10 protein-coding genes are annotated in these 13,047 nt (G+C 57.0%); 4 read left to right on the forward strand and 6 right to left on the reverse strand.

The annotated features are described in order from the left end of the window. Window positions 1-115 precede the first annotated feature (115 nt). From GA830_RS15275 to GA830_RS15285, 3 genes are all read left to right on the forward strand, one after another. Window positions 116-880 (forward strand): SDR family oxidoreductase, encoded by a 765-nt coding sequence (locus GA830_RS15275; RefSeq protein ID WP_195162650.1) that lies wholly within the window; start codon window positions 116-118, stop codon window positions 878-880. A 94-nt stretch (window positions 881-974) separates the two neighbouring features. Then, window positions 975-3,290 carry an NADP-dependent malic enzyme gene (locus GA830_RS15280; RefSeq protein WP_195162651.1) on the forward strand — a complete coding sequence of 772 codons (2,316 nt, stop codon included), beginning with the start codon at window positions 975-977 and terminating at the stop codon, window positions 3,288-3,290. A gap of 122 nt (window positions 3,291-3,412) precedes the next feature. After that, entirely contained in the window at window positions 3,413-4,330 is a 918-nt protein-coding gene (locus tag GA830_RS15285) for a DUF2865 domain-containing protein (protein WP_195162652.1), read from the forward strand. Here the strand turns inward: GA830_RS15285 and gltX are convergent. The 5 genes from gltX to GA830_RS15310 all read right to left on the reverse strand — a co-directional run bounded on the left by gltX (window position 4,248) and on the right by GA830_RS15310 (window position 11,590). Then, a complete protein-coding gene (gene gltX / locus GA830_RS15290; RefSeq protein ID WP_195162653.1) occupies window positions 4,248-5,621 on the reverse strand; it encodes a glutamate--tRNA ligase in 1,374 nt (457 codons plus the stop codon). The genes GA830_RS15285 and gltX overlap by 83 nt on opposite strands. A gap of 126 nt (window positions 5,622-5,747) precedes the next feature. Beyond that, window positions 5,748-6,296: a hypothetical protein gene (locus GA830_RS15295; protein WP_195162654.1), complete on the reverse strand. Its 549-nt coding sequence runs from the start codon at window positions 6,294-6,296 to the stop codon at window positions 5,748-5,750. A 64-nt stretch (window positions 6,297-6,360) separates the two neighbouring features. After that, entirely contained in the window at window positions 6,361-8,163 is a 1,803-nt protein-coding gene (locus GA830_RS15300; RefSeq protein ID WP_195162655.1) for an ABC transporter ATP-binding protein, read from the reverse strand. 358 nt (window positions 8,164-8,521) lie between these two features. Continuing rightward, window positions 8,522-9,751, reverse strand: coding sequence for an MFS transporter (locus GA830_RS15305; RefSeq protein ID WP_195162656.1), 1,230 nt, complete (start codon window positions 9,749-9,751; stop codon window positions 8,522-8,524). Window positions 9,752-9,913: 162 nt separating this feature from the next. Continuing rightward, the gene (locus tag GA830_RS15310) at window positions 9,914-11,590 is read right to left on the reverse strand and encodes an NAD+ synthase (protein ID WP_195162657.1); all 1,677 of its coding nucleotides are present in this window, start codon (window positions 11,588-11,590) and stop codon (window positions 9,914-9,916) included. 479 nt (window positions 11,591-12,069) lie between these two features. On the opposite strand from GA830_RS15310, the gene GA830_RS15315 reads away from it, so the two are divergent. Beyond that, window positions 12,070-12,654 (forward strand): DedA family protein, encoded by a 585-nt coding sequence (locus GA830_RS15315; RefSeq protein WP_195162658.1) that lies wholly within the window; start codon window positions 12,070-12,072, stop codon window positions 12,652-12,654. A gap of 10 nt (window positions 12,655-12,664) precedes the next feature. Here the strand turns inward: GA830_RS15315 and GA830_RS15320 are convergent, their stop codons facing one another. Then, the gene (locus GA830_RS15320; protein ID WP_195162659.1) at window positions 12,665-13,024 is read right to left on the reverse strand and encodes a diacylglycerol kinase; all 360 of its coding nucleotides are present in this window, start codon (window positions 13,022-13,024) and stop codon (window positions 12,665-12,667) included. Window positions 13,025-13,047: the final 23 nt, after the last annotated feature.

Raw genomic sequence — 13,047 nt, forward strand, 5'->3', positions numbered from 1 at the left:
CCAACCGGTTGCGACGCGGCTGCTATGCCTTGATTCATGCAACAAGCGTGTGACAGTTGCCGCGACTGGCCGGCTCGGGCTAGGTTCGCCGCGCCAATCAGCAGGAATGAAATCAATGGATCTCGGAATTTCCAGTAAGAATGCCATCATCTGTGCATCCAGCAAGGGATTGGGGCTAGGCTGCGCCACGGCACTTGCTGAAGCCGGGTGCAACATCGTCATGAACGGCCGCGACGCCGCAGCACTGGCGAATGCGGCAGCCAGCATTCGGGATCGCTACAACGTCAACGTGACCGAGATCGCCGGAGACGTTTCCAGGCCGGAAGTCCAGCAGGAGCTTCTCGGCGCTTGCCCACACGTGGATATCCTGGTCAACAATAATGGCGGCCCGCCGCTGCGCGATTTCAAGGATCTGGATCGCGCCAAGATTCTTGAAGGCGTGACCAACAACATGGTGACGCCACTCGAACTCATCCAGGCTGTGCTGCCGGGCATGGCCGAACGGGGTTTTGGCCGGATCATCAACATCACGTCGCTGTCGGTCTATCTTCCGATTGCCGGTCTGGACCTATCGTCTGGCGCACGCGCTGGCCTTACTTCGTTTCTGGCCGGCGTCGCCCGCACCGTTGCCGACCGCAATGTGACAATCAACAACCTACTGCCCGGCAAGCTCGACACTGAGCGCCTGCGCGGACAGGACCGCGCAGGCGTGCCCATGACCGAGGACGAGAACAAGATGCTCGCCAACATTCCGGCCAAACGCCTTGGAACCCCCGAAGAATTCGGCAAGGTCTGCGCATTTTATTGCTCCGTCCACGCCGGGTATCTGACCGGACAGAACGTGCCAATCGATGGTGGACTTTACGTGAGCGCTTTCTAGGGCAGCGGCTTTCAGGAGCTTTTTCACCGGCGGCTCTCGCGCTTTCATGTTCGCGTGCTAGAACGCGCTTACGGCAGGTATGAGGGTGTACGCGATGACCAATGCGAAAACGGAAACAGAGCGCTCCGACCTCGACGAAGCAGCTCTGTTCTTCCACAAATATCCTACGCCTGGAAAACTTGAGATCCAGGCGACAAAGCCGCTCGGCAACCAGCGCGACCTCGCGCTGGCCTATTCGCCGGGCGTGGCAGCACCATGCCTCGCCATTCGCGACAACCCGGATGCGGCAGCAGATTACACAGCGCGGGCAAATCTCGTTGCCGTAATTTCCAACGGGTCGGCAGTTCTCGGTCTGGGCAATATAGGTCCGCTCGCCTCCAAGCCTGTCATGGAAGGCAAGGCAGTACTGTTCAAGAAATTTGCCGGCATCGACGTCTTCGACATTGAAATTGATGCGCCGGGCATCGAGCGCATGGTTGAAACCGTGTCGGCGCTTGAGCCCACTTTCGGCGGCATCAATCTGGAAGACATCAAAGCACCAGAGTGTTTCGAGGTTGAGGAACAGTTGAAGGCCCGCATGGCCATTCCTGTTTTCCATGATGACCAACATGGCACCGCCATCATAGTAGCCGCTGCCGTCCTCAATGGGCTGGAGTTTGCCGGCAAGAAGATCGAGGACATCAAGATCGTCACTTCTGGCGCGGGTGCAGCAGCCCTTGCCTGCCTCAATCTACTGGTTTCCCTTGGCGCTACCCGCGACAATATCTGGGTCACAGATCGTCACGGCGTTGCCTATAAGGGCCGCGTCGAGGAGATGGATCGCTGGAAAGACCCCTATGTAAAGGACACCAATGCCCGCACATTGGAGGATGTAATTGGCGGCGCTGACGTATTTTTGGGCCTCTCGGCAGCAGGCGTCCTCAAGCCGGAGCTTCTGGCTGGAATGGCTGAAAAGCCGCTGATCCTGGCACTGGCAAACCCCACTCCTGAGATCATGCCAGAGCTGGCGCGCGCAGCCCGCCCCGATGCGATGATTTGCACCGGGCGTTCAGATTTTCCCAATCAGGTGAACAACGTCCTTTGCTTCCCCTATATTTTCCGGGGCGCGCTCGATTGCGGCGCAACGGCAATCAATGAAGAGATGAAAATGGCCGCGGTGCGCGCCATTGCAGCGCTTGCCCGCGAAGAACCATCCGATGTCGCCGCACGCGCCTATTCAGGCGAGACGCCGGTCTTTGGCCCGGATTTCCTCATCCCCTCGCCTTTCGATCCCCGCCTGATCCTGCGCATTGCGCCCGCCGTTGCGCGCGCTGCCTGCGATACCGGCGTTGCAAAGCGGCCTATTGCGGATTGGTCCGCCTACATTGATCGCCTGAGCCGCTTCGTATTCCGGTCCGGTCTCGTAATGAAGCCGGTCTTCTCCGCTGCAAAAGCCGCAACGACAAAGCGCGTCATTTATGCCGACGGCGAAGATGAGCGCGTGCTGCGGGCAGCGCAGGTCGTGCTGGAAGAAGGTACAGCCAAACCCATCCTGATTGGCCGCCCCCATGTCATTGACGTGCGCCTGAAGCGCCATGGCCTGAAAATCCGTCCCGGCGTCGATTTCGAACTGATCAATCCCGAGGATGACCCGCGCTACCGCTATTACGTTGACCTCCTGATCGAGCTGGGCGGGCGCCGTGGCGTAACACCAGAGGCCGCCCGCACACTGGTACGCACCAACAATACGGTGATCGCCGCACTTGCTCTCAAACGCGGTGATGCGGATGCGATGATCTGCGGCCTTGAAGGCCGCTTTGAGCGTCATCTGCGCAACGTTCAGTTGATCATCGGCTCACGCGAAGGCGTGAAGGATCACAACCTGTCAGCGTTGTCGATGCTGATCACGCAGCGCGGTGTGATGTTCTTTACCGACACGTATGTTTCGGTCGATCCGTCGGCGGAAGAAATTGCGGAAATGACGGTTTTAGCGGCCGAGGAAATCAGTCGCTTCGGACTTGAACCCAAGGCTGCGCTTTTATCGCACTCGAATTTTGGGTCGCGCGAATCCACCAGCGCGCTGAAAATGCGCGAGGCTGCAAAAATCCTCCACAGGATCGCCCCAAAACTTCAGGCAGATGGCGAAATGCATGGAGATTCAGCACTTTCGGAGCATTTGCGCAATCGGGTGAACCCCCATTCGCTAATCCAAGGTGAAGCCAATCTACTGGTTTTCCCCAATCTGGATTCGGCTAATATTGCGTTAACCACAGTCAAAGAAATGACCGACGCGCTGCATGTAGGCCCTATCCTCCTCGGCACCGCCAAGCCTGCGCATATCCTCACACCCTCAGTCACCTCGCGCGGTGTGGTCAACATGACCGCCCTAGCTGTGGTCGAAGCAGCACAGCAGGCGCAAAAACCGGTTTGAGTGCCAGCAGCATTTACCCTTCAGGGTTGACACCGGTTGCAGCAGATGGCGTTTTGTCCGCAGATGCATGACTGGCGGAATTCGGTTGTATAGAATATTTTTTATGCAACCCTGGAGGAACTATGACGAGGGCAATGAGACCGGTGAGCCACGCAGCCTTAAAGGCCGCAGCATTGGCTGTGCTTGTTTTGCTCAATGCGGGCGCCGCCATGGCTGATGCCCGCCAGCAGATAATTCCCGCAGAGAGCGCCACTTCCACCACCCGTCCGTCCGCCGGCCTTATCCTGTTGGCAGAAAGTTCTGATCGTGGCACATCGCTGTTTGAGCAGCGTCGCAAGGCACGATACGCGGAGCCTGAACAACAGGCGAAGCCAGCGAAGCCGGTGACACCCAGGACAAAGACAAAGCCAACGGCTCGCACGGTCAAAGCGCCCGGCTCGTCGCGCAGCGTGGTTGCTCAGCCCGCAGTTCAGACGCTCGGCGGCTACCGCACCATGTGCGTACGTACCTGTGACGGCTATTACTTCCCCATCTCGCCATCGTCTTCCAAAGGCCAGTTCAAGCGCGATCAGCAGAATTGCCAGGCGATGTGCCCAGGCGCTGAGGTGCAGATCTATTATCAGGAAGCCTCTGAAGAGACGCCCGAGACAATGATGTCACTGGTCGGTGAAAAGCCTTATTCAGAACTGCCTGCAGCCTTTCTCTATAGGAACACCTCCGCCGCAAGGCCAGAGCAGTGCGAATGCAATCCTGGCAAAAGCTTTGCTGTGATGGCTTCCGGTCAACCGGCCGGTGGATTTTCCAGCATCGAGGCGGCTTCCGAGACGACATCGGAAACCACTACACAGGGAAGTTTCACGAATCTTGGCGCCATTGATCCGACAGCGTCTGCAGGGATTGATTCCGCCAAAGCGAAAGAGCCGGCAACCGTTCTGCCGCCAGCGGCCGACCGCAAGGTTAGGGTCGTCGGGCCAACATTTCTTCCGGATCCAGGAGGGGCAATAGATCTGCGAGCTCGGGGCCTGAGCTCTGTCCAGTGAGTGCCAGCCTGAGCGGCATGAACAGACCTTTGCCTTTGCGCCCTGATTTCTCCTTGACCTGATCGGTCCAGAGTTTCCACGTCGCGTGGTCCCATGGACCTTCCGGCAACAGATCGAACGCCTCACGCACGAAAACGCGATCCTCGTCCGACAGCGCCTCCACGGCACCTGGTCCGTTCTGCACAATTTGCCACCAATGGGCCGCATCACCCAAGGTCTCAAGATTTCCACGAACCGCTATCCAGAATGGTTCGGCTTTGTCACCGGAAATTCCGAGCCCAAGAAGCCGGGTCGCCGCGTCTTCAAATCTCATAGAATGAAGAAGTGCTCGGTTAAGTACCCCAAGCTCCTCCGGATCGAATTTTGATGCGGACTTCGACGTCGCTTCGGGTTCGAACCTTTCCGCCAGTTCTGGCATAGTCGGCACCGCTGAGACGTTTTCGGAGGTGCCAAGCAGGACCGCAAGCGAGGCAACCGCCATCGACTCGATACCCGCTTCACGCAGACCGGCAATCGACAATGCGCCGCTGCGTTTCGACAGTCCCTCGCCTGAAACCGTGGTCAGAAGATTGTGGTGGCCAAAAGCCGGCGGCTCGGCGCCGAGCGCATTGAAAAGCGCGATCTGCACGCCTGTATTGGTGACATGGTCATCACCCCTGATAATGTGACTGACTCCCATTTCGATATCATCGACTACCGAGGGAAGTGTGTAGAGATATGTCCCATCCTCGCGCACCAGGACCGGGTCAGAAAGAGATGCCAGATCTACAGTCTCACTACCGCGAACAACATCACTCCACTGAACTTCGGTACGTGTAGGCGCGAACGGATCACCGGCGAAATTGGGGAGCAAGAAACGCCAATGCGGCTTGCGTCCGGCTTCCTCGTGCGCGGCCTTATCAGCATCATTCAGTTTTAGCGCATCGCGGCCATAAACTGGCGGCAGGCGGCGCGACAGCAGGATCTTGCGCTTGAGCTCCAGTTCTTCTGGCGTCTCGTAGCACGGGTAAAGGACACCGGCAGACTTTAACCGCTTTGCCGCTGCATCGTAATGCTCAAATCGCTTCGACTGGTAGTCGATGGCATCAGGGAAAATCCCCAGCCAGTGCAGATCGTAGAGGATCGCATCGGCATATTCCTGCTTCGAGCGCTGAACGTCCGTATCATCGAAGCGCTGGATGAAACGGCCCTTGTGTTTTTGTGCAAATAGCCAGTTGAACAGCGCCGTGCGCGCATTGCCGATATGAATATGCCCTGTCGGAGAAGGCGCGAAACGTACGGTGACTGTCATGGCGGCGGCGTAAACCAAGCTTAAGGCATTGGCAAGGCGGACAGGGTCTGCATATCCCGCCGCGTCAGCAAGACAATCCTTTAAAATTGGGAGAAGGCAGTGCAGGCCCAGACGTGCTGTACCTCATTACTTCAGTTGATCGAGAACCCCCGACAGTACTGTTCTCAGCCCGGAACCATAGATGGGCTTCTCAAAACGTATGTCGTCGATGCGCCACGCGCCCTCATGTCGAACAAGCACGAGTGCATCGGTCCAGCCGGTATCCGGAGCCAATTCGAAGCTATAGGTGATTTCCACTTCGGCTTTCTCTGCCGAGCCTGAAATCACTCCGGGAGTGCAGGTGGATGCCTCGTCCTGATATGCTTTCCACGGTACGCCGTCGCCAAGCGGCCCTTTTTCCTTAGTGCTCGCCTCAAAGGCTGCATTCAGGGCGTCTGCCTCGCCGATAAAGGACGTCAACTCGGTGGTTAGGAGCGGGCCAAAAACCTTGGGATCGTTGGGTGGCCAGGCACCATTCCCGTTTGGATCATAGTGAGCCACACCCGAAATGAGGGTGGTGCAGAACCGATCAACAAGAGTTGCAGCCTCCTTTTCTGAAATTGTTGGGGCGACAGCGCAGGCACTCAATCCCTGGAGCAGAATTAGCGCACCAAGAAACGTTCGCAGATTTGTCATCAAGTGCTCCTGCAGGTCCTTACGGGCGATCCCGAAGTATGCGGGATTGCGTTTCTAGCATGCACTAAACCAGCCCCTTGGTCAGTTCCAGCGCCTGCCGCTCGAACATACGGCGATAAATGCCGCCCTTGAGCGTGATCAGGGAGTTGTGACTTCCCTCCTCGACAATACTCCCACGGTCGAACACCAATAGCCTGTCTAGAGAGCGCACGGTGGAAAGCCGGTGCGCAATCACCAGTGTTGTGCGACCCACCATCAATCGCTCCATCGCCTGCTGGATGAGCACCTCAGACTCAGAATCGAGGCTGGATGTTGCCTCGTCAAGAATAAGCACCGGCGCATCGGCCAGGAAGGCGCGCGCAATCGCTACGCGCTGACGCTCACCGCCAGATAGCTTGACGCCCCGTTCCCCAACCATCGTGCCATAGGCTTTTGGCAGACGCATGATGAACTCATGCGCGCTAGCAAGCTTTGCTGCTTCCATAATCTCTCCCATGGTCGCACCTGGCCGCGCATAGGCAATGTTTTCGGCCAGTGAACGATGGAACAGGATCGGTTCCTGCTGCACAATCGCGATCTGCTGGCGAAGAGATGCCTGGGTTACCTCGGCGATATTCTGCCCGTCGATCGCGATTGCACCATCTGTCAGATCATAAAGGCGCTGAATGAGCTTCACGAAGGTGGTCTTGCCGGAACCGGAATGCCCGACCAGCCCCACGCGCTCACCCGGGTGAATGGTGACCGAAAAATCCTTGTAAAGCGGCTCATGGTGATGACCGTAGTGGAAGGTGATATCGTCGAACACGATCTTTCCTTCACCGATGCGGATCGCAACAGCAGCTGGCGCATCAGCTATGCCGAGCGGTTGATTCTGGATATCAACCAACTCTTCCATGTCGTTGACGCTTCGCTGTACGTTACGCACGTGCATGCCCACATCGCGCAGATACCCCTGCAGGACAAAGAAGGAGGTAAGGACGAAAGCAACGTCGCCCGCGCTCGCGCGCTCGCGCGACCATAGATACAACGCACAGCCAATGACCGCTGCGCGCAAGACGAGCAAAGTTACGTTTTGCGCAGTTCCATTGATCGTCCCACGGTTCCATGTGCGCCCAGTACGATGTCGCCACTTCTGCACGACCTTCGCCAGAAGCGCATCCTCTCGCGCCTCAGAACCAAAACCTTTGACCACTGCATTGCAACTGACGGCATCAGCCAGCGCACCACCGAGCTTGGTGTCCCAGCGATTTGCCAGGCTTGCAGCTGGCGCAACATAGGTAAGAGACAGGACAAGGGTCAGCGCAATATAGATCAGAGAGCCGATCGCGATCACTGCCCCCATCAGTGGCCAATACCATCCGAGAAGCAGCGTCGAGCCAAGCAGCATGATCAGCGACGGAAAGAGCGCGACCAGCAAGGTGTCGTTCAGCAGATCAAGTGCCCACATTCCTCGCGTGACTTTACGCACGGTCGAGCCGGCAAAAGCGTTGGCGTGCCAGTCGGTCGAGAAACGCTGCACATGATAAAAAGCGTCGCTGGCAATGTCGCACATCATTCGCAGCGTCAGCTCGATAATGCTCTTAAAGGCCAGATGGCGCATAACAATGGCGCCGGCTGCGAGACCGATGATCACCAGAAAAGCGTTGACCGCTGCATCCCACGCAACAGCTTGGTTGGCGGAACCAGATGCGACAGCATCTATCAAACGCCCCGTGTAAAGGGGCGTCAGGACATCTGCCATTGTCGACAGCAAGACAGCAGTTGCAATGAGCAAAAGCCGCAGAGGCTGGCGCCGCCAGTGAATGGCAGAGTATTTGAACACGCTGCGGAACGCACCGCCGCGGAGGTTTTTCCAAAAACCGGTCATGATGTGCTGCGGGCAGAATGCGCCCGTCCTGAAAAAGAGATTAACTACTGCCGATAACGAACAGAAATGACTCGATATATCGACGCACAGATCCGCGTCCCAAAAGGAATTCACGCTGCCAGATCGGATGCTACCGCCGAATTTTTCACTGGCCCGCACGCGTGCCAGAAAATCCAGTTCAGGCGTTGAAAATCCGTCTGTAAAAGCAAGCGATTTCGGTCATGTGCACCCTCCCGCGCAAGAGCTGCGGATTTCAACTTCTACCTGATACGCCCTACCAAGCCAAGAAGGATCCTCAGCCTCGACGTATGACGCTGCTCCATCTGCGGCTTTTCAGCAACATAGCTGGACCGGCTCCTCATGAAATCGCTGCCAGCGCACTAGCGCGCGCGTGTAGCCGCCGGGATACCTGCAGCATGACCAGCGAAACGGCGATGCAGTAAACGCCCATCGTGATGATCTGCGCTGGATAATTGACGCCCTGATCGATCAGGAACCCAGACAGTCCAGGCCCCACGGCCGTCGCAAAAACCATAATGGCGACCGTCATGGCGCGGATCGAACCCAAATGCTTCACCCCGTAGACCTCTGGCCATAGCGCACCAAACAGTGTCGAAGAAAACCCGTTGGAAACGCCGAGCAGCGCCATGAATGCGAAGGCTGCCCATTGACCGTCGAATGTACCAAGCACAATGCAGGCACTGGCCAGAGGGATCAAAAATCCCGGCAGCAATGCAACGCCTGAAAAGCGGTCAATCAGTTGGCCGGAGATCAGCGCGAAAACAATCGTCATCAACGAACTGACCACGAAGCTTGCCGCAAAAACCTCCAGCGACCAGCCCCGGAGCTCGACCAGATAGACCTGATGAAACAGGATCGTAGTGGCAATGAAGCCCGGCGCCATCACACCGCTAAGCAACAGATAAAACATCGGATCGCGCATCACCTCAGCGCGTGTCCACTGGCGGACATAAGCTACGCGGGGCAGCGGGTCGCTTGCTTGTGGCGTGCGCTCCTGCGCGATTAACGTTGCAATCATCGGCAATGCCAGCACGACCAGAAAAGCAGCTGCCAACACCCAGGCATTGCGCCAGCCAATAGCTGCCGCCAGCGCCACGAAGAGGAGCGGAAACACTGCCTCTCCCGTATTGTGGCCGAGCGTCACCAAAGACACTGCGCGCCCGCGCTGTGCTGCAAACCACCGGCCCATAGACGTCATTGCCGTGTGCGTCATCATCCCCTGCCCGAACAACCGCAGCATGTAGATCGAGAGCGCCAGCAACGCCAGATGATGTGAAAACGCCATACCCACCATCGCCAGCGCGAGAAGCGGTACGATGATTAGCGCCACCTGCCGCGCACTGTAGCGGTCAACAATCTGCCCAAGCCGCGGCAAGGTCAAAGCACTGCCAAGCGTCGCCACCATGTAAAGCGTTCCAAACCCACCATGGCTGAGCCCATATTCAGCGCGAATATTGCCAGCCGACAACGAGATAAAGAATGTTTGGCCAAAGGATGAGCAGAAGGTGAGCAAAAACCCACCGCCAATCCAACGGGAATTGTGGGACAGAAAATTGAGAAATGACATTTGAGCGACCAATGCGTTCTGGCATCGCAAGGCGCGCCAGGAAGAGAGGTCTGCATTCTAGCCCGAGATTACACCGCCGCAATCAACGGGAGCCAAAGAATAGCTGGTCCAGCCGAAAACAAATATACATATAACCACCACTAATTTAGCAATTCCAACAGTTTACGAGCGATCCCGGAATCTGTTTGTGATCGGGTAGCGACGGTCGCGGCCAAAATTCTTACGCGTGATTTTCACACCCGGCGCTGCCTGCCGGCGCTTATATTCGGCAATATACAAAAGATGCTCGATACGGTGCACGGTCTCGATATCATGACCACGCGCCACGATCTCATCGACGCTCATCTCGTTCTCAACCAGAGATTCCAGAATATCGTCGAGCACCGGATAGGGTGGCAGCGAATCCTGATCTGTCTGGTCCGGTCGCAATTCGGCAGACGGTGCCTTGTCGATTATGCTTTGCGGAATGACCATCCCCGAAGGACCAAGCGCCCCCGGCGGCACAGTGGTATTGCGCCATGCCGACATGGCATAGACCTGCATCTTGTACAGATCCTTGATCGGGTTGAACCCGCCATTCATGTCGCCATAAAGCGTCGCATAGCCGACCGACATCTCGCTCTTATTGCCGGTGGTAACGACCATCGAGCCAAACTTGTTCGACACTGCCATCAGGATGGTGCCACGTGTGCGGCTCTGCAAATTTTCTTCCGTAATGCCCTGCTTTGTGCCCTCGAACAGAGGCTCCAACGCCTTGGAGAACCCATCAACCGGCTCAAAGATCGGTACGATATCATAACGGCAGCCGAGCGCGCGCGCACAGTCTTCGGCATCCTTGAGCGAGTCTTTTGATGTGTACGTATAGGGCATCATGATGGCGCGCAGGCGCTCTTCACCCAGCGCATCCACCGCCAGTGCCGCGCAGATCGCAGAATCTATACCGCCCGAAAGGCCAAGCACCACATTCTTGAAACCGTTCTTGTTCACATAATCGCGCAGTCCAAGCACACAGGCGCGGTAATCAGCCTCTTCCTTTTCCGGTATCTTAGACATCGGTCCGTCAACGCAGACCCAGCCCTTTTCCTGACGCTTCCAGGTGGTGACGACGACTGTCTCCTCAAACTGGCTCATCTGGAAAGCCAGCGACTTGTCTGTAGCAATGGCAAAGGAGGCACCATCAAACACCAACTCATCCTGCCCACCAAGCTGGTTGGCAAACAGAAGCGGCAGTCCGGTCTCAATAACTTGGCGGATCGCAACCTGGTGGCGCACATCCACCTTGCCCCGATAATAGGGCGAGCCATTGGGAACCAAAAGCATTTCAGCGCCCGATTCGGCGAGCGTTTCACACACGCCAAGCTCACCCCAAATATCTTCGCAGATCGGAATACCAAGCCGCACGCCGCGAAAATTGACCGGCCCCGGCATATCCGGTCCGGGCTGGAAAACGCGCTTCTCGTCAAACTCACCATAATTGGGAAGGTCGATCTTGAAACGCTCACCGATAATCTTGCCGCCATCGGCAATGATCACAGCATTATGCGTGCCGCTTTTGCGCTTCAAAGGCGTGCCGAGAATAAAGCCCGGCCCACCATCGGCAGTCTCCTTGGCAAATTGTTCTGCGGCGCGTTCACAGGCCTTCAGAAAGGCAGGCTTGAGCACCAGATCTTCAGGCGGGTAGCCGCACAGAAAAAGTTCGGTGAACAGCACCAGATCCGCACCATGGCGCGCAGCATCCGCCCGCGCCTCCCGCGCTTTGGCGAGATTGGCGGCAATGTCGCCGACAGTGGGATTAAGCTGGGCGACAGCAATACGAAGGACGTCGAGCGGCTTTTTCATGGAGCCGGTTTAGCGCGCCGCAAACCGCCCGACAATCCCGATCGTTGGCCCGATTATTCACCCCATCTTTGGGCCACTCAACCCCCATTATAGCGCGCGTTTGTTCAACCGAATGATTCTCGCCGAAAACGCCATGAAAGAGCAGAATTTTGGGTTCGAACCCTAGGAAGGCTTTCTCGAAGCCTAGCCATTTCTGTTCTACAACACGCCAGACGAAACCGGCGCAAATCACGCTCGGCCATCGTCGATAAAATCCGGACATCGGGCAACGCTGCCACCGTTTCATTGTCACCGACAGGGCCCGAGAAACGGGCAATCCACCGCCTCGCCTCCTTTGCGCCGCGCAGCGTGGGTAAGAATGTCTTTGAAACTCCCCATCCTTGCCTCACACCTAGCTATCAATGGCCAGTAGCGCTGGCCACTGTCTTACTATACTCGGTCATGGCCGCGCCTGCGACATTCCGAATAAAGACAGCACCATGACTGATACTATCCATCTTCTGGTCGCCAAGTACGGGCTTCTGGCAATCTTCGTCGGATGCCTGGCTGAGGGTGAAAGCGTGGTCATTCTGGGCGGGTTCTTTGCCCACCAGCGAGTTTTTGTGCCGTGGCAGGCCTTTGCCGTTGCCTTTTCGGGAGCTTTTATCGGCGACGCTGCACTGTTTTTTCTCGGCCGGCGCTTCTCCAGCCATGCATTTGTGGAACGTATGCGCCAGAAGCCGGGATTCAGCCATGCTCACAGGCTGGTCAACGCCTACCCAAACAGTTTCGTCTTCTTCAACCGCTATGCCTATGGGATGCGCACCGTGGCAGCCATAACAGCCGGACTGTCCGGCATTTCGATACCTCGATTTCTGGTGCTGAACGCGCTGTCGGCGCTTGTGTGGGTAACCCTGTTTGGCTCGCTTGGATATGTCGGCGGTATGGGTGCTGAAAAACTTTTGGGCGAAGCACTTGCAGAGCATCAGCGGTTGATCGTGGCGCTCGTGGCCGCGGTGGCGATCACCGCAACAGCCTGGTATGCAGCGCATCACTTTTTCCGTAAGGGGAAGAAGAACGGGTAGCGGATCAGACTTAAACCGCCAGACCCGATAGTCGTTCTATGATCGCGATTACCCAGACCCCGGCGGCGAGCAAGACCGACACCAGAACCGCAAGTGAGCCACAATCCTTGGCGAGTTGGATATCGACATTAAATTCGCGGGAAAATGCATCGCACGCCGCTTCGATACCCGTGTTCAAAACCTCGACCATCAGCAGAACCAGGATTGAGCCGATGAGCAGCGCATAGCCGCGCCAGCTGGTCGCAATGAACCATCCAGCCGGTAGCGCCAGAACCAGCATCGCAATTTCCTGCTGGAAAGCTCGCTCTCTGCGGATCAGGAAGTGCGCCGCACGCATCGAGTTCTGAAATGCTTTGATGAGCCGCGCCATGCAGGCAATGTCCTTTCCACTGA

This window comes from Mesorhizobium sp. NBSH29, assembly GCF_015500055.1.
Lineage (GTDB): Bacteria > Pseudomonadota > Alphaproteobacteria > Rhizobiales > Rhizobiaceae > Neomesorhizobium.